Source organism: Mesorhizobium sp. M0060, assembly GCF_040323155.1.
Taxonomy (GTDB): Bacteria; Pseudomonadota; Alphaproteobacteria; order Rhizobiales; family Rhizobiaceae; genus Mesorhizobium.
This window is the reverse complement of the sequence record NZ_JAMYUP010000011.1, coordinates 1-21,600: the sequence shown is the minus strand read 5'-3', so window position 1 is coordinate 21,600 and position 21,600 is coordinate 1. Positions and strand designations below refer to the sequence as shown.

Annotated in this window: 14 protein-coding genes; 9 read left to right on the top strand and 5 right to left on the bottom strand. The window is 61.6% G+C overall.

The features are described 5' to 3' along the window. Nucleotides 1-32 precede the first annotated feature (32 nt). On the top strand, nt 33-1,019 hold the full coding sequence (locus NKJ94_RS13125; protein ID WP_352525501.1) for a LysR family transcriptional regulator: 987 nt from the start codon (nt 33-35) through the stop codon (nt 1,017-1,019). Here NKJ94_RS13125 and NKJ94_RS13120 read toward each other — a convergent pair. After that, nucleotides 992-10,864: a LysM peptidoglycan-binding domain-containing protein gene (locus tag NKJ94_RS13120; protein ID WP_352525499.1), complete on the bottom strand. Its 9,873-nt coding sequence runs from the start codon at nt 10,862-10,864 to the stop codon at nt 992-994. The genes NKJ94_RS13125 and NKJ94_RS13120 overlap by 28 nt on opposite strands. Before the next feature lie 77 nt (nt 10,865-10,941). Further along, a complete protein-coding gene (locus NKJ94_RS13115) occupies nt 10,942-11,832 on the bottom strand; it encodes a MurR/RpiR family transcriptional regulator (protein WP_352525497.1) in 891 nt (296 codons plus the stop codon). A gap of 181 nt (nt 11,833-12,013) precedes the next feature. Here NKJ94_RS13115 and NKJ94_RS13110 point away from each other — a divergent pair, with 181 nt between their 5' ends. The 7 genes from NKJ94_RS13110 (at nt 12,014) to NKJ94_RS13080 (ending at nt 18,125) form a co-directional block, all read left to right on the top strand. After that, complete coding sequence (locus NKJ94_RS13110) at nt 12,014-12,199, top strand: hypothetical protein (protein ID WP_126056235.1); 186 nt, start codon at nt 12,014-12,016, stop codon at nt 12,197-12,199. Nucleotides 12,200-12,322: 123 nt separating this feature from the next. Then, a complete protein-coding gene (locus NKJ94_RS13105) occupies nt 12,323-13,327 on the top strand; it encodes a SctD/MshK family protein (RefSeq protein ID WP_352525495.1) in 1,005 nt (334 codons plus the stop codon). Beyond that, nucleotides 13,324-13,755 (top strand): hypothetical protein, encoded by a 432-nt coding sequence (locus NKJ94_RS13100; RefSeq protein ID WP_352525493.1) that lies wholly within the window; start codon nt 13,324-13,326, stop codon nt 13,753-13,755. Before NKJ94_RS13105 ends, NKJ94_RS13100 begins: the two co-directional genes overlap by 4 nt. 25 nt (nt 13,756-13,780) lie before the next feature. Continuing rightward, nucleotides 13,781-14,092 carry a tetratricopeptide repeat protein gene (locus NKJ94_RS13095; RefSeq protein ID WP_352525491.1) on the top strand — a complete coding sequence of 104 codons (312 nt, stop codon included), beginning with the start codon at nt 13,781-13,783 and terminating at the stop codon, nt 14,090-14,092. Beyond that, a complete protein-coding gene (gene sctV, locus NKJ94_RS13090; RefSeq protein WP_352525489.1) occupies nt 14,089-16,257 on the top strand; it encodes a type III secretion system export apparatus subunit SctV in 2,169 nt (722 codons plus the stop codon). The genes NKJ94_RS13095 and sctV overlap by 4 nt, the downstream gene beginning before the upstream one ends. Nucleotides 16,258-16,304: 47 nt before the next feature. Next, nucleotides 16,305-17,663 carry a type II and III secretion system protein family protein gene (locus tag NKJ94_RS13085; protein WP_352525488.1) on the top strand — a complete coding sequence of 453 codons (1,359 nt, stop codon included), beginning with the start codon at nt 16,305-16,307 and terminating at the stop codon, nt 17,661-17,663. 12 nt (nt 17,664-17,675) lie between these two features. Further along, on the top strand, nt 17,676-18,125 hold the full coding sequence (locus tag NKJ94_RS13080) for a hypothetical protein (RefSeq protein ID WP_352525486.1): 450 nt from the start codon (nt 17,676-17,678) through the stop codon (nt 18,123-18,125). A gap of 83 nt (nt 18,126-18,208) precedes the next feature. Here NKJ94_RS13080 and NKJ94_RS13075 read toward each other — a convergent pair whose 3' ends face one another. Continuing rightward, nucleotides 18,209-19,006, bottom strand: coding sequence for a tetratricopeptide repeat protein (locus NKJ94_RS13075; RefSeq protein WP_352525485.1), 798 nt, complete (start codon nt 19,004-19,006; stop codon nt 18,209-18,211). A 90-nt stretch (nt 19,007-19,096) separates the two neighbouring features. Here NKJ94_RS13075 and NKJ94_RS13070 point away from each other — a divergent pair, with 90 nt between their 5' ends. Next, nucleotides 19,097-20,134, top strand: coding sequence for an EscU/YscU/HrcU family type III secretion system export apparatus switch protein (locus NKJ94_RS13070; protein WP_352525483.1), 1,038 nt, complete (start codon nt 19,097-19,099; stop codon nt 20,132-20,134). Between the two features lie 429 nt (nt 20,135-20,563). Here the strand turns inward: NKJ94_RS13070 and gfa are convergent, their stop codons facing one another. Beyond that, nucleotides 20,564-21,133, bottom strand: a complete 570-nt coding sequence (gfa, locus tag NKJ94_RS13060; protein ID WP_352525481.1) for an S-(hydroxymethyl)glutathione synthase — start codon at nt 21,131-21,133, stop codon at nt 20,564-20,566. A gap of 69 nt (nt 21,134-21,202) precedes the next feature. Next, the coding region (locus tag NKJ94_RS13055; RefSeq protein ID WP_352525479.1) for a zinc-binding dehydrogenase at nt 21,203-21,600 on the bottom strand (398 nt) is incomplete at its 5' end.

The window sequence follows — 21,600 nt, the reverse complement described above, 5'->3', positions numbered from 1 at the left end:
CCCCGAAAGCCGCAGATGAGCGATCGACCGTAATGATACCTTTCAACATCAAGCAGCTCGAAACCTTTCTCCTGGTGGCGACTTTCGGAAGCTTTCGAAAGGCGGCGGAACGCCTGAATACCACGCAGCCGGCGGTATCCACACGAATTGCCGGGTTGGAGGAAGCGCTGGGTGCCAAGCTGTTCGAGCGGCAGAGCAGCACAGTCAGGCTGACCGCCGAAGGACAACGGCTGCTACCACCTGCCCAACGGGTTCTGCGCGTAGCGGAGCGGCTGCAACTGATGGCCAGCTCTCTTTCAGAGACTTCAGAGACGACGAGGGTGCTGAGGCTTGGGGTTGCCGAAACGATCGTGCACACCTGGCTCCCGGATTTCCTCAAGGCCCTGAAGGCAAACTATCCGCTTGTCGAGACGGATATCGTCGTCGATGCGACGACGACCCTTCGCAATGAACTCATGTCACACCGGCTCGATCTTGCGGTGCTGATGGGCCCTGTCCTGGAGTACAGCATCGAGAATATCGGGATGCCGTCCTTTCCGCTTGTTTGGGTCTGCTCGCCGCAATTGGAATTGCCCAATCGACGCAAGGTGACGCTGAACGACTTGATGCAGTTTCCGATCATCAGCTACGCGCGAACCACGCGCCCCTATAGCGAACTCTACCGCAAGCTCACCGGTGAATTCGAAGAGACGCCGCGCATATTTCCGGCCAATTCGCTGGCCGCTTCCATCAAAATGGCACTCAACGGAATCGGAATTGCCTCCCTGCCTGAGGGAGTCGTCCAAGACTATGTCGCAAGCGGTAAACTGCGCATCGTCGAATGCGAATGGCACCCGTCCGACTTGCAGTTTACCGCTTGCTATTCTTCCGAACCATCCAATCCGATAGCGGAAGGGGCGGCAAAGCTGGCCGCCTCCGTTGCAAACGCATATGCCGCGAGAACCGGCAAGGCGCAGGAGTCAACGGACGACAGGCTTGGCCCCGCGGTTTCTCAGCCGGTCGAGGTGACCGGCAGATAGATACGGTCGCCTGAGAAGATCAGGTCCGGGCTCAGGATATGATCCATGTTGAGCACAACCGTGTCCGCCACATCCGCAGAATGGGTCTTGGCGATCAGGCGAATGCTGTCGCCGTCCTTGACCTCGACCCACTGATAGCCGTCTTTCTCCAGCGTTGGGTTCGTGCGGCCCTCAGGGTTGCTGCTGCCCTCGGCATGAGCCTCGACATAGTCGCCGGAAACCCAGCCGCTATGCATTTCGCCATCCGGTGCGAAACCTTCGACAGGTATCCAGGTCTCCCCTGACGGATCGGTCGATGGCTTCGCGGTCTGTTCGACGAATGTGCCGGGTTGCAGAACCGTTCCCACGGTCGAATCCCCGTCAGGCTGGGTCCGCAAATTCAGGCCGTCATCGGCGACCACGACAAGTTGCGGGAAATCCTCTCCCGGGATCTGCGGTCCGCCTGGACCATCCGAAGGCTCATCGGGTTGCTGGGACGAGGCATCGCCATCCGGTTTTTTCGGATCGGGTGGAGGGGGCGTCTTCGCGCCCTCCCAAGGCTCCGCGAGCAGGGCGTCCAAAGAGAAGAGAAGCATTCCAACGCCGAAGGTGATGCCCAGAGTCCACCGATCCCATGCGGCCCATCTCTTGTCGGCCTTTTCCGCCGCCGCGATATCAGCATCGGTTCGCGGCACTGAACCGCAATTCATCCGGTCCGTCCTTATGGCCGACGCCCAGAATTCCGCGCAACCGAAGGTGAACATGGTGCCGGCGACTGTGGCGATCGGCGCCGGCCAGGAGTGCAGCGTATAGACGGCGCAGCCAAGCACATAGCCGGGTCCAGCCAGATGTTCGGCCAGGTTTCGGATCACCGGTCTGCCGGTGAACGACTGCAGCATCGACTTCGTGCCATAGACGATGTTGCCGAGCGTGAACGTGCTGTTGACGACAAGATCCTTACCCTGGATCATCCCGGTCGCGGCACCTGGTGCTGCGGCAATGAATGTGGCTCCGCCGAGCGCGTTGAGGAATCGCCCGAACGGCTTGTGACCTGCGGTTGCGTTGGGGAAGAGCGCCTGCGCGCCGAAAATGATGCCTCGCACGCCAAATGCCACCGATCCGGCGGTGGCGGTCCAGGTTGGCGGCAATGAACTCCACAACATGTAGGAGGTGGTCGACATGCCGCCAAAGGTGGCGAGCGCCTGAGCGTTTTCCCGCATCCTGGCATGGCTGAGGGCCAGATCGACGCTGGTGGCCTGATCCGGCGTCATCGCCTTTTTATGCGTTGCCCGATAGGTCGTCAGTTGCAGCACGGAAAGCGCGTTCGTTTGCTCTGTCGACATCCAGGCAAACTGCTTGGGCGTGAACTTGCGCAACTGGCCGGGGCTCAACTCGGCAAGCTGCTTCGGCGTCAGCGCCGCTATCTGTTGCTTCGTCAGCGCCTCGATCTGATGAATGGTCAGAGCGCCAAGCTGCTCCCGCGTAAGCGCCGAGATGTGGTCCGGCGACAGCTTTGCCGTTGTCGCGGGATCGCGTGCTGCGACGAGATCAGGGTCCAACGCCGCGAACTGGGTCGCATCGAGATGGCTGAATTGGGCAGGTCTCATGGCGGCGACTTGTTCCGACGTAAGCGCATTGCGCTGCTCATCACTGAGCTTGGCAATCTGGTCGGGTGTCAGCTTGCGCACTTGCTCAATGGTCAAGGCAGCAAGCTGCTCGGGTGAAAAGGCAGCGACCTGATCCGGTCGCAAACCGCTGATACGGCCAGGGGCAACGGCCTGCAATCTGCTTGGCCTGATCGCCTGGAGCTGTTCGGCACTCAGCGCCCGCAACTGCTTCGGTCGAAGCGCCGCAAGTTGATCAAACGTCAGCTGCCCGATCTGCTCGGGGCTCAGTGCAGCAACCTGCTCAGGCGCCAGCTTGGCGATGTGCTCCGGCTTGATGGCGTGCAATTGCGTGCCGGTCAGTTCGGAAATCTGATCGGCTGAAAGCGCCCTGACCTCCGGCCCGGTCGGCGCCCGCACCGGTTCCGCATATCCTGGTTCCGCGGCGGAGCTCACCGGAAGCTCAAGGCTGACGATCTTTCCGCTGGCAGGGTCAAAAACCGCCCTGCCCCGGTCGGGCGCCGGCGGCCATGTGGCGGCTGTCGGCGTTTCGGCAGCAATATTCACCGCCTGCGGCGTTTCGCCAGTCACAGCTGGGGCTTCGTTGCTGACCACCTCGGCCACTGGGGGCGGCGGCGCTTCGGTCTGTGCTGGCGTATTGACATCCCAGAACTCGTCGGCCGGCCGCAAGATGACCTGTGGGCGTTTTTGTGTCGATGTGCCGGGCGCGACGGCATCCTCATTGCGCGTGAACTCACCGACGAAATTCCCGTCCGGATCCATCATCCGCCAGCCATAGACCTCGCTCCATGGTATGCTGCCGTCGACTGCGGTCTCGTCGACGCGGGCCATCCTGTCGCCGACGGGTCGGCCCATTGCCTCGAATTCGGTCGGGACGTGGAGGCGCGGTCTGCTCGGATTCAGCGTGTAGAGATAAGTGTAACCTTGCTGCCGCGCGGCTCGTGACTCTTGCGAAACGAAAGCCTTGGCTCCCGAGATCGACTGGCTCGTGCCAACGAAACGGCCATGGGTATTGCCCATGACATAGCTGCTCAGGGCGATGCCTTGCGGATTGTCCACCCAGATTCCTGTCGGGGGCGGTGGCGAGAAGCCTCCCGCGTCCCTAATCTCGGTTGGCGAGCGGGTATCGGCCCGGAACACAAACGGGCCGACATTGCCGCGCAAGGGTCTTGTAGGATCGCCCGCGCCTTCGACAGGCTGATTGCCCTCCTCGGGATACCCAAGACTCCCCGGCACATGGTCGTCAGAAGCACCACGTATCCAGGGTAGAACATAGGGCTCTCCGGTTTCCGGATCCCGGAACAGGATATGTGACTTGTGCATCAACTCCAGTTCGTCGCCGCGCGCTGTCGGAGCATCCGCCGGCGGCACATAGACATTCTGCGGGCTCTTTGGCAGCGGTCCGTAACGGGTTGCCGTCACGGACTGCCCGTTCTCGTCCCTTATCTGGATCGGTCCGCTTCGGCGGCTGCCCACCTGCGAGGAGAGGAACGTCAGCACGCCGTCGGCAACGTTCTGGCGCACGAAGCCGCCATCGACGATCGACGGGCCGAATTCCGTCCGGAATTTCTCTATCGCCGCGCGCTGGTCGGGTCTCGCCTTCTTTTCCAGTTCGCCGAGGACCTGCTCCAGGGAGGCCTTGCCACCCTTCGGAATGGCTGTCGCCGCGCCGTCACGCGAGGTTTCTAAGGCATGAGCAAGCCAGGCCGGGACCGTCAGCGTTTCATTCTGTCCATCGGCTCGATCGAAGGTCAGCGTCGCTGTTTCATCCTTGGCGATTGAAGGAGCGACCTTGGCAGCCTTGGACTTGTACTGGATTCTCACTTCAGCACTGAAAGCCGCCGCCCCTGCTGGCAGAGGAGGTGTCGACATCGAAAGTGTGTAACGTGTCGCCGGAGTGCCATGAGCGCCATACAGGTTCTGATAGATGTTGCCGGCGCTCGGCATATAACGGGGCTGCGGCGTCCCGTCGGGACTGAAGCGCGCCGGCAGCCACGACTGTACCGTCGATTTCACCTTGTAGGCCGCGGAAGTTACCGTCCGGTCGGGATTGAAGCCCAGCACACCGGGAAGCCTGTTGCGGTCGTTGAAGATGATGTCGACCAGCATCGCCTCGGGATTGACGACGCGTACCCTCTCACCGGTCAGCAAAACGATGTCTGCCGTGGGCGCCTTGCCGGGTACCGCTGAAAGCCGTAATCCGCTTAGCGTCGGTTCATCAACAAACGAAACTGTGTTCGACGGATCGATCTGACCAGACTTGACGAGGTCATGGATCGACCGGATGCCATCACCTTGTCCGATCGCTGCGATGAGTTCGGACGCCTTCGCCGGATCCTTGACCGCGAACTGGATCTTCAGGCTTGTCGAGCCGAGAGCGGACTGGATCTGGTCGTAGGTCTGCTTCGACACGATGTCACCCGGCTGGAGCGTGTCCTTGACGGGCACTTCCGGGCGCTTCTCGAAGCCGACGCGCGGCATCTGGTCGACCGCCCCGACATGATTGGCCACGATCGGCAGCCGCAGTCCGACCTTTGTTTCGGTCATGACACGGTCGAAGGGAAGCGCGCCTTCCAGCTTGACGTGACCAGCGCTGTTTTCCACGGGCACGCCAAAGAAATCGTGCTGGCCGGGGGCGATCGTGACCTCCTCGCCCTTGAGCGAAGGCGTATAGGTCATCTCGATCACGGTGCCTTCGCCGTCTGGCGTCATACCGACGATGGCAGCATCCAGCGGCTTGGCGTTGTAGCCAGTCGCATCGCTGAATATCGCCCTGGTTGCCGCCACCGAAAGATCGCTGCTGCGAACCGGGAAAGCCGTCTGATTTGACACCGGCCAGACGCCGGCCTGAAGGCCGGTGATGTTCCTGTATTCCCGTGCCCGGTAGGATACGACGCCTTGAGTGCCGAGCGCATCCGTGAATGGTGTCAGGCTGCGCTGGCTGATGCTGTCGACGATCGACCACCCGATCATGCCGAAATCGGTCTTGGTCCCAACACCGAAGCCGACGGCCGCCACCGTCGGCGAGCCGATGTCGAAGGCCTGGCCCGTATTCAAGCGCGTCCGGAATGTGACGCCGATGCGGAAGTCGGGCAGTATGTCGCGGAGCGGCGTGCGCGGTATCTGAACGCCATCCGGGCCGTAGCGCTCGGCCAACTCGCGGTTCGAATAATAGCTCTTTTCTGCCTCGTATCGCGCTACAAGCTGCTCGACGCTCAGCCCGTCAAGATAGGCTGAGGGAGTCTTGGCATCCTTGCCACTGGTGTAGATGTACCCGCTTGTGTCGGGTTCCGGCATGCCGGTGAAGCTGCGCGTCTCCGGATCCCAGACGAGGCGCATCGAGTCGTCTTTTCCTGCCGGCTTGTTCGGCACAATGATGGGATCGCTATCAGCGGGATGCCCTGAATTGCGCCCGGTCGATTCATGCGGATCGCGGCCCGGCAGCATCGTCGGACCGTCACCGCTGGCATCGCTGGTCTTGATCACTTCTCCGGGTATCACAGGATGGTTAGGATCTTGAAATACCTGCTCCCCGGTCGGCCTGTAGACACCGTCGGCGCCAATTTCATAGACATTCATCGGACGTCCGGAGGGGCCGGGTTCCAGCGCCGGAGGCGGCTGCCGTGGTCCTTTGCCGGCGGACCATGGCGGCGGCTGGTGCGGTCCGCCGCTGCTCGGTGGCTGGTTGGCGCCGGGACCATTGGCGCTTGCCTGCGTGCCCGTTCCAGGTCGCAGTGTCCGCAGACCGTGAATGCCGAGGCCCGTGCCGGCAATACCGGTGCCAAGGCCCGTAAGCGCGTTGGCAAGCTGAAGACCGTTCATCTGGTCCCCGTTGACAGCAAGATCGTAGGCCGATGTCGCCAGCAAAGGTGCACCGACAATTACGGAGCCGACATCCGCTCCCCACGCCGCCTTGTTCAGGCCAGCGGTCGACTGCATGTAGGTTCGGGTTTCGAGCGCCAGGGGCGAGCTGGACCGTGTTGCGCCTATGCTGCCACGGAAGGCCTGCAGGGCCGTCATTTCCTTTCCCGCCAATCCGGCGGCCGTCATTTCCCTTCCTGCTAATCCAATGGTGCGCAGACCGCTGGAAGCCATGGGCAGAACCGTGGTTGCCACGCTGGCGACATTCATCAGCGACTCGGTATCGTCCCACTCGCCGCCATGTTCCAGATGGTTGACCTGGTTTATGACCGCTCGGGTGCCGAGATAGGCCGCGCCCGTATAGGCCAAGGGTGCTGCAATCGGCGCGGCCGGCGTGAACGACAGAATGGTGGCTATACCCGTCCCGATGCCAACCAGCGGATCGACGACCTTGTCCCAAGCAGAAACATTGCGCGACTTGACGACTTCCAGTTCGATCCTGCCGTCATCGCCGGCCTTCATCTCCAGACCCTTGGGGACGACGAGCTTGCCGTCTTCGCCGAACTGGTTGTTGTTGTCCTGGAAATCTGGGAGGTCGTCGAACTTTTTGCCGGTCACGTCGACATAGCGAGTGTTGCCGTCTCCGTCACGCACAGCAAACAGTGCGACCTGCTGTGTCCCGACCTCGTCGTCAACATAGAAAATCGGCACGCTGCGCACGTAAGGATTGTCGCCGCCGATATCGCGGATCTCTTCCGTCACATTCTCGATCGCCTCGCGACCTTCCTCGGTCGAACGATCTATGCCGAGCGTTCTGGCGACCGTCTCCTCAAGGGCCGTACCGCGCTGTTCACGGAACTCGTTGTCGTAGCCGCTGTCGAGCAGTTGCTGGAACTTCGGCTGATAGATGCCGTCAAGCGTCTGCTGCTCATGCTCGTCTAGATAGGCCTTATCCACCGTGCTGTTGCGGTCAACCAGCAACGAGGGATCGCTGGACCGAAGCTCATGATAGTCGCTGAAGCCTTGCACCAGGCCGCGCAGTTCCTCGGCCTGCGCTATCTGAAGCGTTGTCGCGTCCAGCTTGAGTTTGGCGACCGCCAGTTCGGGATCAACCCAGCGTCCACTGGCATCGTCATCTTTTGTGTCCAGGTCGATCCAGACTGCCTTCCCGCTCTGGGTCAACGCATCGATCCCTATCTCGTAGTATGTCTGCGCAACCTCCGGCGCCACCTTGATTGTCTGTCCGCCGACGTTGATCTCGACAGGCTGCACGCCATTGGGCAGCGTGCCTTCAGGAGCATCGACTGTTCCTGGCCCGTGCTCCGTCAACGCATTGTTGAAGTTGGTCTGCAGCGTCGATAGCTCGGAGTTCAGGTCTTCAATGCTGTTGCCGAGCTGCCGATCCAGGACATCATTGAGATTCTGCGCCGCCTGCGCCTCGCTGGCCCTCACTGCTTGCAGCCCATTTGCCGTGCACACCGGCCCGGTGGAACTGCTGCCGCCCAAAAGCTGCTGCCAGTCCTTGTTGAGTTGCCGATCGCGGTACTCATCCCTGACGTTCGTTTCGCTCAGATTGTAGGTGAGCTGCTGCTCGGTCGTGCCCTCTTCGAACTGGTTGACCACCCACAGCTGGCCGTCGCGGACCTCAAGTTTTTGCGATTGGAAGAGACCCAGATAATCGCCACTGACCCTTTGATGTTTCTTTCCCTGTTCGAACAGAAACTGGTGCTCGCTATTATATTCGGCGAGCAGTCTCTGCTCGAGGTCCGTCTGCTGCGCACCCACTTGCGTGGCGTCGGCATGGGCGTTGAAGTAGTTTTGATAGGCTTCCGCCAATTCGAGCTGATTGCCTGCTGTCGTCTGCAGCGCCTTGAGGTCCTGATATTCCTTCGAGTCGGTCGGAATGCCGTCAAGCTCGGCTTGCCCCACCAGGAAGTCGATGGTGAGCTTGTCGCCCTTGCTCAGATGCAGGCCGACTTCGGAGAACAGCTGATCGACAGCCGCATGATCCGCGAGGCCTTGCGCGTACTGCGTTTGCCGATTGGGACCTGGCTGCCCTTGCGCGGATGCAACGTCTGCATTGGGATCAATCAGCGGCGCAAGTTCGCTCTGCTGGGCGATGGCGTCGGCGAGAATGCGCCCGGCAGTCTCATATTCGCCACGGGCATCCTGCGCGTTCTGCAGCAAGGTGTTGGCCTTGGTAAGCCGCTCCTGCGCATCGGCAAGCGTGCCTTCCGGTTTCTGCGGGGTCCATTGCAGACCATGGGGTGCCAACGCCTCGTTTATAACTGTCTGCGCCCCATCAACAGCATCCTTGTAGGCGGGGTCGAGCATATAGACGTTGAACTGTTCCTGCCGCTGACCGGCCAGAGCTCGCGTCTCTGTAATTTGGGACAGCGCGATGTTCTCAGCAATGATGGCCCGGGCCACCTCGGGATCGATCCAGGTCCAGACGCCATCGATCTTCATCGGCGTCCACTTTCCGCCGGAGGGTGCATTACCCTGCGGCGGATCGCCGAATGGATCGACAACCCTGTTCTCGCCGTCCAGCTTGGGCGTGGCGACGGTACCTAGACCATATCTTTCGATCAGGTCCTGTTTGTTTTGTCCGGCTTCTTCTGCCGCGTCGATGAGACTGGGCAAGGTTTCACCCGCCAGCAGCCCTTCGACGAGGGTCTTTACGACCTCGCCCTCTTTTGCCTCCGTGGCATCACTGCTGTTGGGGTTCACCGCCAACAGCGTCCTGGCCAACGCCTCCTGCGTACTTCCTGCTTCGATCTTCAGGTCGGTCCCGGTGGTGTTGTTGTGCAGCGTCATGCTGCCATCAGGGCTCGTGGTCAGCGTATAACCGTTGAAGGTGACTTCCACGGTCGTGCGGGTACCGTTTTCGATGGTAACCTTTTCGCCCGGGTGAATGATGTCGGGGTCACGAGACGAATTGAAGAGCTCGGGGTTCGTCCTCCTCAGATCGTCCAGCGACACGCCATATTGCTGCGCAATCAGGGTCAGATTGTCGCCTGGCTTGACCTCGTACTCGACGGGCTCGCCGCCATTGATCTCCTCGGTGGTCGTTGTCGTCACCCGACCGTCCTTGTCGGTGACGATCGTGGTTTCCGTTCCGGCCTTCGGATCGACGATTGTGGTTGTGGTCTCGCCCGTTTCGGTGTTGCGAACGCTGTTGCGCGTCCTGCCGTTCCCGTCCTCTGACACCGTCGTTTCCTTGCCGTCAGACGTCGTCACGACGGTGCGCTCATCATGCTGGTAGTCGTGATAGTAGACGGTCTTGACGCCGGTGTGCGGATCGACGACTTCAACCGACTGCACGTCACCATTGTCGCTCGTCGGTTCGCGCGTCGTGACCTGATAGCCGGCGGCGTTCAGCTCGGCGATCACCTGCTCGTTGGTCAGACCCCTTTCCTGCGCGATTTGCTCGATGCTCTTGCCGTCCGCGAGATCATCCTTGATGCCCTGGGTGGTTGCCCCGCCCGGATCCTGAGATGCGGCGAGGACGGTCTTGCGACCATCTGGACCGTTGACGGTGGTGACCGGCAATGCCGGCCCGTTCCCGGGTGTAACGGTTTCCACCGAAGCGCCGTTCGGCAAGGTGGTCCGCTCGGTGACGGTTCCAGTGCCCAGATCGTCTTCATAACGCGTCGTGATGGCACCGGTATCGGGATTATAGCTGCTGGTTTCCTTGCGCCCGAGCCCATCCCGGATCGGCGTGGTGGTTGCCGTGCCGTTCGGTTGCTCCACGCTCGTGTAATAGCTGTCGTGCTGGTAGTCGTAATATTGCGTGACGGTGCGGCCGCTGGCATCCGTGATTTTCGTCGTCAGCACGTCGCCATTGCCGCTCGGGTCAGCGGTCGAAACGGTCATCCCGCCGGACCTGAGCGCGGCGATAACCTGTTCGCGCGTCATGCCCCGGGCAGATGCAATCTGGTCGATGCTTTTGCCGCCGGTAACGTCGCTGACAATGTTGCGCGCAGCCGTCGCTTCGGCGGCGTTGTCTTCGGGCGTGCTGCCATCCAGTTTCACCGGTGTCGCCGCCAGTGCCGCGAGATTGGTCTGCGTGTAGAGAGCCGGCGTCACCGTCCTGCCATTGACGGATGTGCCGTTGCTGGCGTTGACGACGTTGACACTCGGCGCTGCCGAAGCCGCAACCGGCGGCGACTGAAGCGAATCCAGTTGCGTGCTCACACGGGCCAGTTCCTGGCGGGCCTGTGCCGCCCAATCACGCTCGCCCATCCTGTTGGCAAGCCTGATCTGCTCCCGCAACTTGGCAGCCTGGGCCTCCAGCCGCGCTATCTGCGCGGCGTTTGCCTTGGCATTGACCTTTTGCGGCTGGACCGGCGGCTTGGTGGGCGTTATCGGGCGAACCATGAGGACGACCTCCGGAAATTAACGTTGCCGGCAGCCTGGCTGCCGTCACGCCCCGCCCGATCGCAACCTTTCGGATGTTATCGAGGGGGCTTCCAATAAATGCCGAAAGCAGCAAGCTGCTCTTCCGACTGTTTTACCCGTTCTGCGGCGTTCGTTTCAGACTGCGCTGCCGCCAGTGCCGCCAGAATCTCGACGGCGGCGAACGCCGGCGCCATGCTTCGGAAGAAGGACTGCGAATTTGACGTAACGATAATTGTTTCCCGCGCGATCTGTGTCAGCGGCGACACGCTGCTGTCGGTGATCGCCACCACGCCGATGCCCTGCCGAGCCGACTGGCGCGCAACGTCGATCGTCGTGCGCTCGTAGGGCGATATGCCCACCGCAAGAAGCACCGCGCCGCGTCCCGCGTGCTGGAGGGCATCCAGGCCCGGTCCGGCCATCTCGCCGACAAGCGTCACCTTGCAGTCACCGCCAGCCAGCAAGGACATGATGTGAACGAAGTGGCTCGCGACCGGATAGGCGGCGCGCGAGCCGACAGCGAACAGATCGCGTGACCGGGCGAGCAGACCGGCTGCCGCAATGAACTGCATGGCGTTGCCGTATTCGCCAAGGCTTGAGATCTGGGCGGCGAGCGTGTCGGCAACGACGCCGGCAGTCGAATATCCCGGATCGCCATGCTGTCCGATACCCTGTCGCGCCGGCTCGCCCGCGATGGTCTCGCGCAGCGCGCGCGCATAAAGGCTGCGCATATCTTCGTAGCCTTCAAGGCCAATCCATCGCGCCAGCCGCATCATCGTGCTGTGCGAAACGCCGGCCTGGTGCGCCTGCTCGCGCATCGACATCAGTGCGACATCCTTGGGATGATCCAGCACGAAACGTGCGGCGACCCGCAACTGCGGTGGCATAGTCTCGAACCGTTCGACCAAAAGCTCGGCCAAAGGACCTTTTTCCATTCTGAAATACCCCATTCACCCACCTGCCAAGGTACTCCTTGAACGCAGGCGACGCAACAGTTGGAACCGAAGTGTCTCAAATATTCCAACTGGACTTTCATTTTCGGCCATGCTGCCTTAAGCTGCCTTCGCAATCCTCCGGACTGCAGCGATGTGAGTCCGGAGTTTGCAACTTGGATAGTCCCTCAAGGAGACAATGATGGCTGCTACCCCTCCCATTACCTCCGGCTCTGCAGGGTCGCCGGAACAGAACCTGGACAAGATGATCAAGCACCAGGAGCGCATGTTTGGCCTGGAGATCACGAAAGAGATCGCGAAATCCCAGCATGACATGCTGATGAGCACCGCCAGGACGCTCGGCCAGTCGGCTGAAAAGGCCTAAGGCGGCGGATTCCCGAACCATGCGCCGCCGCAAGCACCCGGCGGCGTACTTTGCACGGCGCAATTTTTTCAGCGCCGTCATCAGGCTGCATTTGAAATGGTCATCGGCGGGAGATGAAGTGGCATGACCGCTCGTCCTATCAGCAAACATCTGGAACCAGCAGCGCCGGCGCGCCGACTCCGATCGATCATCGCCCCCTCCCCGGACACCGGACATTCCATTGCGCTGAGCGTGACCCACGGATTTCACGCCGGCGCCGAAGTCAGTCTGGTCGAGCCACAATATACGATCGGCTCCAGCACTGAGTCGGACATTGTCCTGCGCGATGCCGGCATCGCACCGATTCACGCAAGGCTGCGGCGCAAGGGCAGCCAAGTTGAAATCGAAGCCGTCGGCGGCGATGTCACGTTGGCCACGGGCGAGACCATCCATGAGGGACATGGCAGCCGCTGCAGGCTGCCGCTCACCATAAGTGTTGGCGAGGCGCGCATCAAGCTGGTCAGCCTGCAACGCGTACCCAATCGATGGCCCTTTGCCAATCGCCCGCTGCTGGTCGCGAGCAGCGTTCTCTGTGCGGTTCTCGCAATTTCCGTCGCCGCGAACGGGTTCTCTTTCGCCAAGCAAGAGATTGGCGCAAAGGCGTCCTCTCAAGACGGGCAACCAGTCAGAGTGGCTTTCGCCGGCCAGGCAGGGGAAAAAATCCTGGACGATTCATCGCCAGCGCAAATCCACACTGCCGCCGAAGCGGAAAGCCAGCTCAAGCTGCGCCTCGAGCGATCCGGCATAAGCACATTAACGGTTCTGCAATCAGAGGGACGCCTCGTGGTCTCGGGTATGATCCCGAATGACAAGAGTGATGTCTGGGCACAAACGCAATCCTGGTTCGATCAGTCGTTCGGCGCTCACCTTCCCCTCATCTCAAACGTCATGGTTGGCAATGCGCAGCAGGCCCCGCGCCTGAGGCTGCAGGCGATCTGGTATGGCGAGCGGCCCTACGTCATCGCAGCCGATGGTGCGCGCTATCACGAAGGTGCATTCACCGACGACGGCTGGGCCGTCAAACACATCGGCGAAACCGAACTTCTCCTGACCAAGGGCGGCGCCACGGTCGCGCTGAAATATCCGTGAACCGGCGGCTTGAAGCGGCACGATTCGACACGGCACGGGTTGACACGGCGGGCCGCGAGGGGCGGCAGGCGGAAAGTGTGCGGGGCCAGGCCATCAGCCGGCGGCGGATGAATGGGGTCGACAAAGCAGCAAACCGTGCTCAGGGGACGAAATCAGCCGCCGGTGCAGAAAGGCCGGAAACTGCGGAATTCCAGGCTTCTCAAGGTGCGGCCGGCGAGTCGCTCGACGAGATACTCGCCAATTTCGTCATGCCCAATATTCCCGAACCAGCCATCCTGCGTCGCTCCGTGTCTATTCTCCAGCATCTTGTAACGCACCTGGTCCCAGGCCTGGAGGGCGGGGAGCAACTCAAGACCCTCGCCAGAACGCTGATCGAGGAGGAAATCGAGCGTCATCGCGATCTGCTTGGTCGCATGCAGGAAGGATAGAACTCTGACCGAGCCGCGTGACACCGTGCATCTTTTGCATGTCCTGGGCTATCTCTACGGGTGTCACGGGCAGGCAAAGCGGGGCGCGGCCTACCTGCTTATTGCTGCACAGCTCTCGCCGGGAAATGCCGGCGTCCTCAGAACGTTGGCGCACCTTCTCATACTCGATGGCGAGGCGGAAAAGGCGCTTGCCACGATTGCCAGGCTGGAGACCTTGGAAGGAATGGATCACCCCGTGCTTACATTGCTGAAGAGCCGCGCCTTGCTCGTGGCCGGGCGCAAGACGGAGGCGCGCAGTGCCTTGCTTAGCTTCCTGTCGCAACGAGGCGTCGGATGACCGTCTCGGAACGACTGATGCAATTCCTTGCCAGGCTGTCACGCCGCAGCGATCTGGTCATTGCCATCCTGATGCTCGTCGCGGTGGTGATGATGCTCATTCCATTGCCGACGTTTCTCGTCGACATTCTCATCACCGCAAACATCGCCATCAGCGTGCTTATCCTGCTGGCCTCGTTCTACGTTTCTCATCCACTCCAGTTTTCGTCACTGCCGTCCGTCATCCTCATCGCCACTTTGTTCCGGCTGGCGATCACGATCACGACCACGCGACTCATCCTGCTCCAAGCCGACGCAGGCGAGATCATTACCGCCTTCGGCACCTTCGTCGTCGGTGGCAGCATTGCGGTCGGCCTCGTCATCTTCCTGATCATCACTGTTGCGCAGTTCATCGTTGTTGCGCGGGGTGCGGAACGCGTCGCCGAGGTGGCCGCGCGCTTCACGCTCGATGCGCTGCCCGGCAAGCAGATGAGCATCGATGCCGAGTTGCGCAACGGCGACATCGATCAGGCGGAGGCACGCCACCTGCGCCAGCAGCTGGAGCGCGAGAGCCAGCTGTTTGGCGCAATGGATGGCGCCATGAAATTCGTCAAGGGGGACGTGATCGCAGGCATTGTGATCATTCTGGTCAACCTGATCGGTGGTTTCGCAGTCGGTACGCTGCAGCACGATATGTCGATCGGCGACGCGGCTGCGACCTACACGCTGCTCACCGTGGGCGACGGCCTGGTGGCGCAGATACCTGCACTGCTCGTCGCTGTGGCCGCCGGCACAATGGTGACGCGCGTCGGCAGCGCGGACGGATCGGGCGATCTTGGCCGGCAAATAACCAGCCAACTGCTGCGCGACTCCCGCGCGCTCGCGCTCGCCGCGGTGATCATGGTCGGCCTTGCCATGGTGCCAGGCTTCCCCTCCATCGCCTTCCTGGTCCTTGGTGCCTGCTGCGGAGCCGGCGCCTATGCAATCAATCGCCGCACCGTCCAGGAGTCCGAGCCTCAAGACATCGGCCATACCGCCGCGCCTGCACAGCGGGGGAATTCCATGTCGCTTTCGGCAATCTCCACCGCAACACTGTCTCCGACCTACCGCGTCGTCGTGCGCTTCGGAACCGAGCTCGGACGCTTGGTCCCGGAGCTCGAATTTGCCGCGCTCGCCGACGGCGTGCGCCGCGACCTCTTCGGTGATCTCGGTGTCGACGTTCCGGCCATCGGCATGCAGGTCGACGAGATGCTTTCGCCACGAAGCGTCCGCGTCGATCTGGAAGGTGCGCCCATCCTGGATGCCGAAATTCCTGCCAACCGTGTTCTTGTCGAAGCGGACACGACGCATCTCGATCTGCTCGAAATACCCTACGAAAAAGGTCCTCCGATTACCGGCCAGCGCAAATTCGTATGGGCCGATGACAGCCACCTGTCGACACTGAAGCAGGCCGGCTTCGTCTTCTCAACGCCGGTGCAAACAGCGGCCAAATGGACCGGCAATGCACTTCGTCTGTATGCCGGCCATTTCGTCGGGATTCAGGAGACACGCAGGCTGCTCTCGGACATGGAACCGGACTATGCCGATCTGGTCAGGCAGGCGCAGGAGATCGTGCCGCTCCAGAAGATCGCGGAAGTGCTTCGCCGGCTCGTCGGCGAAAACGTGCCGATCCGCAATCTGCGCCTTATCCTCGAGGCCCTGATCGAATGGGGCCAACGCGAACAGGACGTCGTCCTGCTGACGGAATATGTCCGCACATCCTTGAAGCGTCAGATCAGCTTCCGCTGCGCCGGTCGCAACAACATCATCGCCGCCTATGTGCTGCAGCGGTCGGCCGAGGATATCCTGCGAAACGCAGTGCAAAGCACATCGACCGGCACCTTCCTGAACCTTTCGGACGATGATGCGCAGGCTTTGGTCACCGAAATCGAGCGAGCCCTGTCGCAGAACGCCACCGACGTCTCGCCGGTCGTCCTCGCCGCGATGGATGTGCGCCGTCACATGCGCAGCCTGCTCACACACAATGCCATCGAGCTTCCGGTTCTGTCCTTCCAGGAGCTCGCACAGGAATTCAATGTCCAGCCGCTGGCCACGATCGCCGGCCGCTCCGGCAAAGCCAGCGCGCGCATCGTCTCCCAGTCGCTCCCGTCGGCTCAGGCGAAAGCCGCGCAGGAGGCACCCTCCTGACGCCAGCCGGACGGACGGGGACATCGGGGATTCAGGAGAGGAACGGCATGACATTCCACAATACCGCGGCAGGCGTTGGATCAGCCGCTTTCGCCAGGCGGGCAGATTTAGGCCGGCTCGCTATCGCGACGATTGGCGTCCTGCTGGCGTTATTGCTCACAGGGGCCGACGCGACGGCACAGAACATATCGCCCTTGCCGAGCAAACCAACGATCGGCTTGCCGGTCGGGCAAGGACGCCTGTTGCGATTCAATGACCCGGTCGAATCCGTGCTGATCGCCGATACCACGATCGCGGACCTTCAGGTCGTGTCGCCGAGCATGGTCTATGTGTTCGGCCTCAAACCCGGCCTGACCAACCTCATTGCAGTCACGGCCGATGAGCGGATCGAGGCAACAGCCCAGTTCCGCGTCACCCCCGATGTCACGCCTGCTACCGAAGCCAAGCAAGCAATGCAGCCGAGCTCGGCGACAAATCTCCACATTTTTGGAACCCGCATCGTTGCCACAGGCGAGGCGCGAGGCGTCGATGAGGCAACGGATCTGGACAATGTCGCCCGGACCTTCTCGCCGCCGGAACAGCCGCCGCTGAACAACATGACCGTGCAGGGCTCACAGCAAGTCAACATCCGGGTTCGCTTCGCCGAAGTCTCGCGCACGGAGCTGCAGTCATACGGCGTCGACTGGTCTGTCGGTTACAGGAGCGGCGGCTTCGAATTCAACATGTTCCAGGACAATGGCGTGCCCTCTGGCAACGGCAATTTCGGTTTGAACATGGACCAGGCGCATGGCTTCAACTTCGACATTCTGATCGAAGCCCTGCAACGCAACGGCATCGTCAAGATATTGGCCGAACCGAACCTGACGGCCATGACCGGTCAAACGGCAAGCTTTCTCGCGGGTGGCGAAATTCCGGTTCCGATCCCGCAAGGAACCGATGTCGTCACCGTCCAATACAAGCCCTTCGGCGTGTCCCTCGGCTTCACCCCGACGCTGATCGGGCGCAACCGCATCGCGCTCCATGTCCAGCCGGAAGTCAGTTCCTTGTCGGAGACCGGATCCGTAAGCGCCAACGGCTTCGCCATGCCGAGTTTCGTCGTGCGCAAGGCCGACACCACGGTCGAAGTGGCGAGCGGTCAGACATTTGCGATCGCGGGCCTTTTCCAGCAGCGGACCTCGCGCAATCTGGAAAAGTTTCCGGTGCTCGGCGATGTACCCGTGCTTGGCCCGCTTTTTCAATCGCAGCGTTTCCAGCACGAAGAGACCGAACTGGTTATTTTGATCACGCCCTATCTGGTGGAACCGGTGCGCGACAGCCTCGCCACGCCGCTTGACCGTCCGGCAGCCAAGCACCGCAGCCGCAAGCACGCCAATGACGCGTCGGCGACGGGTCTGATCATCAAGTAACGAGGACCGGATATGACATCGCCCATCGCATTCTGCTGCGTTATTCCAGCGCTGGTTCTGGCCGGCTGCGTGAACGGCCCGCAACAGCGGCAGGATTATTCGCCCGGCTACAGCTATGTTTCGACAGATGCGGGCGGCTCCGAGAAGGGTGTCGGCGGCTCTGTCCTTGCTCCCGATGCCTGTCTGGCCGAGCCAGCCGACGATGACAACTCTGCCGCCAAGACGAACCTGACGATCGTCTCCGGCGTCGGCTCTCACCTGCCGCCCGGCTGCGCCAACGCCTTCAATCTTCAACGTATGTCCGAAAGCCAGCGTGACCTCGTAGAGGGCCGCCGCATAGGCCCGGCGGCCGCCGCACCGACTGCGCGCGCGGCCCGTCGCTACCTCGATGGCGAGGAGGCTCCGATAGGCGGCGCCAACAGCGCGCCGTCGGCGCCGCAAACGACGCTCCCAGTCGAGTGAGCCGGCGCGGTATTCGCCCGCGTAGCACCACTCTACGCGTCACGCCTGGCGGAAAGCCGCTTCAGGCCTTCCGGTCCGATGCGCTAGCCGAGGATGGAACCGAGCGCTTTCGCTTTGGCCTGAGTGCTGCCCTTCAGCCGGATGGTTCTTGCGCGGGCAAGCAGGGTGGCCACCTCCTTGGTCGTCAGGCCGATTGGCGGCGAGGCCTTGACCTGATCGGCCTGGCCAAGAAGCCCGTACACCACCACGATATTGCGCTTGTGGTGCAATTGCGCGTTGGGGGCAGCGGCAATCTTCTGCACCAGCGGCAGCGCCGTGGCGGAATTGTCTTCGAGGGCTGCCGCCAATGCCATGTTGGTCTCGACGTCAAGATCGCCCGGCGCAAGTTTCAACGCCTGGGCGAAAGTCGCCTGCGCCTGCCCTGTCTGGCCGGCGAATGTCTGCGCAACGCCCAACCGATTGTAGGCGCTGCTGGTGTTGACCAGCGGCGCTGCCTGAGCAAGCGCGCGCATGCCTGCATCGATATCGCCTGCCTCTATCATCGCCGCGCCAAGCCCGAGCATTGCTCCCCCGTCATTGGGAGCTTTGGCGAGCGCGGCCTGATAGGCTTTGGCGGCGTCGGCGGGATAGCCCGCCCGCATGTAAGCGTCGCCCGTCTTGACGAACGCGCTCGCCTTGGCGTCCGGCATTGCTGCGGCGCGCTGGTAGAGCGCGATGGCGGTATCACTTTCTCCACGCGCATCAATATCGTCGGCAAGCTTGATCAGGCGCTCGGATTGGGACGATGGGCCCGGCGCCTTGGCCTGCACGGAGCCAGTTTTGGTCGTCTGGCAACCGCTCAGCGCCAGTGTGATGACGACTGGCAAGAATACGACATGCAACCGCAAATCCACCTCTCCGTATTCAAGCCCGCCACACCTTACACAGGGCATCGGCCGACTGGAACCACGATAGTGCGGTAAGATTGCAACATGGCCGAAGAAGCTGAGGAAAAGAAATTACCGGCGTCCGACAAGAAGCTTCGTGACGCCCGCCGCAAGGGCCAGGTTTCGCAAAGCCGCGATCTGGTCTCCGGCTTCACTCTTTTCGCAGCGCTCGCGTATCTCTATTTTTCCTGGCCGCTGCTCTTCAAGCATCTTTCGGAACTCGTGCAGACGGTGACGGTGCCCGGCGGCTCGTTCGAGGAGGTCAGCCTGCGGGCCATCCGCCACTCGTTCTCGTTGCTGATGCTTGCCACATTCCCGCTAGTCGGGATCGTTGTGGTTCTCACCGTAGCCTTCGGCATGCTGGGCACGTTCGGGCCGGTCTTCTCGTTCGAGCCGCTCAAGCCGCAATTCGATCACATAAACCCGGCGAAGGGCCTTCAGAAGATCCTCTCGCTCCGCAACGTCATCGAGTTCGCCAAGGGCCTCGTCAAGGTGGTGTTGCTGGCAAGCCTTTTCGTATTCATCCTGATCGCCTGGCTACAGCCGCTCTTCGATGCGCCAGGCTGTGGTCAGACATGCCTGGAGCCGATCATCAAGGCGGTGCTAACACCCCTCGGAATTGCCGCCGCCCTGGCCTTTGTGGTCATCGGCTTGATCGATGTTCCTGTTCAGCGCTGGCTGTTCCTTCGCGACATGCGCATGACGACAACCGAATACAAGCGCGAACACAAAGATCTCGAAGGTGACCCATTGATCCGACGTGAACAACAGCGACAGCGGCGCGAAGCAGTGATCCAACCTGCAAAGCTGGGTGTGAAAAATGCGGTCATCGTCTTCGTGTCCGGCGACTGCGCCGTGGCGTTGCGCTACGTCAAGGGCGAAACGCCTGTGCCGACGGTTGTCGGCAAGGGTCAGGGCCGCGCGGCCGACGATATAATGGCTCAAGCGCGCCAGGCAGGTATTCCCATAGTTGACGATGCGATCGCCGAAACGATTTTCGAGAATGCGAACACCGGATCTTATATCGGCCAGCAGATGTTTTCCCCGGTCGTTCGCCATCTTGTCCGGCACGGGCTCACTTGAGGCGAAAATCCTGCGATCGTCCTTCAGTATGCCAGCTTAGCCCTATCTTCCGCTTCCGATGTGCAGGCGGTCGACCACAAGCCGTGGCTGAAACACCGGAGCGTCAACCGCAATCGCAATTTTTCGCGCAATGATGGCACCTACTGGAATGGCCATCGCGGCTCTCGTGACTACCATCGCGGCTATCGCCGTCACGGCGACTACTGGTTCCCGCTGGCGGCTTTCGCCACAGGCGCTCTAATCACCAGCGCCATGCTCAAAAGGGCAACCGTCAGCGTATTCCCGTTGAGCCCAACGCCCCCGGGAGGCTGACAACACGTCGGCAATGACTTACGAAGCGTGCTCCGTCTACGCGCTCGCCTGCGTTCGTTCCAACGCATGGGGCCGGGCGATTTCGTCCGGCCCCAAAGGATAGTGTCTGATCAGTCGCTAAACCGGCAACGCGCCGGACTTCTTCGCCGTCCAGGTGGCGATGTAGTCCATCAGGCCGGGATTGAGGCAGTCATAGGGTTCGAGGCCGATCGACTTCAGCTGCGAACGGATGCCGTCCATGCGGCTCGGATCGATGCCGGATTCGATGATCGACGAGACAAAGGCGGTGAAGCCCGGAGGCGACCAGCCGTCTTCCTGGAAGCGCTCCGGATGAATGAAGGACAGCCCCTTGAACGCGTGGTCGCGCTCGACCGGGCCGTGCATGTGGACGCCGCAGCCGGTGCAGGCATGGCGCAGGATCAGCGCGCCCGGATCGACCACCTTCAGCTTGTCGCCGTTTTCGGTCACCGTCACGTCGCCCGTACCGGCAACCGCTACGACCGAGAACAGTGCGCCTTCCGGTTTCCAGCATTTGGTGCAGCCGCAGGCGTGGTTGTGGGCGATCTGGCCCTTGACCTTGACCTTGACCGGGTTGCTGGTGCAGGCGCAGACCAGCGTCCCACCGGCAAAATCCGCCTTTACCCTGGGCAGTCCATTGTCGATTTTCGGATGCAGTTTTTCCGGCATTTCATTCCTCCCTTGTTGAACCTCAAGCAACTTCAGTCGCTGGCCCTTCGGTCGGCGGCTTTCTTCTCCTCAGTAAACGACGACGCTGCGGATCGACTTGCCCTCATGCATCAGGTCGAAACCCTTGTTGATGTCCTCGAGCTTCAGCGTGTGGGTGATCATCGGATCGATCTCGATCTTGCCGTCCATGTACCAGTCGACGATCTTCGGCACGTCGGTGCGGCCGCGCGCGCCGCCGAAGGCGGTGCCCATCCAGGTGCGGCCGGTGACCAGTTGGAACGGCCGCGTCGAGATCTCCTGGCCGGCGCCGGCAACGCCGATGACGACCGACTTGCCCCAGCCGCGGTGGGACGATTCAAGCGCTTGCCGCATGACTTTCGTGTTGCCGGTGCAGTCGAAGGTGTAGTCGGCACCGCCGATCTGGTCGGCGCCGCGCTTGGTCATGTTGACGAGATGAGCCACGATAT

Bases quoted from the DNA above. Each gene is read 5' to 3' on its own strand.
- NKJ94_RS13080 (WP_352525486.1), top strand. From the start codon at position 17,676: ATGACATCGCCCATCGCATTCTGCTGCGTTATTCCAGCGCTGGTTCTG.
- NKJ94_RS13085 (WP_352525488.1), top strand. From the start codon at position 16,305: ATGACATTCCACAATACCGCGGCAGGCGTTGGATCAGCCGCTTTCGCC.
- sctV (WP_352525489.1), top strand. From the start codon at position 14,089: ATGACCGTCTCGGAACGACTGATGCAATTCCTTGCCAGGCTGTCACGC.
- NKJ94_RS13125 (WP_352525501.1), top strand. From the start codon at position 33: ATGATACCTTTCAACATCAAGCAGCTCGAAACCTTTCTCCTGGTGGCG.
- NKJ94_RS13120 (WP_352525499.1), bottom strand. From the start codon at position 10,864: ATGGTTCGCCCGATAACGCCCACCAAGCCGCCGGTCCAGCCGCAAAAG.
- NKJ94_RS13115 (WP_352525497.1), bottom strand. From the start codon at position 11,832: ATGGGGTATTTCAGAATGGAAAAAGGTCCTTTGGCCGAGCTTTTGGTC.
- NKJ94_RS13110 (WP_126056235.1), top strand. From the start codon at position 12,014: ATGATGGCTGCTACCCCTCCCATTACCTCCGGCTCTGCAGGGTCGCCG.
- NKJ94_RS13105 (WP_352525495.1), top strand. From the start codon at position 12,323: ATGACCGCTCGTCCTATCAGCAAACATCTGGAACCAGCAGCGCCGGCG.
- NKJ94_RS13070 (WP_352525483.1), top strand. From the start codon at position 19,097: ATGGCCGAAGAAGCTGAGGAAAAGAAATTACCGGCGTCCGACAAGAAG.
- gfa (WP_352525481.1), bottom strand. From the start codon at position 21,133: ATGCCGGAAAAACTGCATCCGAAAATCGACAATGGACTGCCCAGGGTA.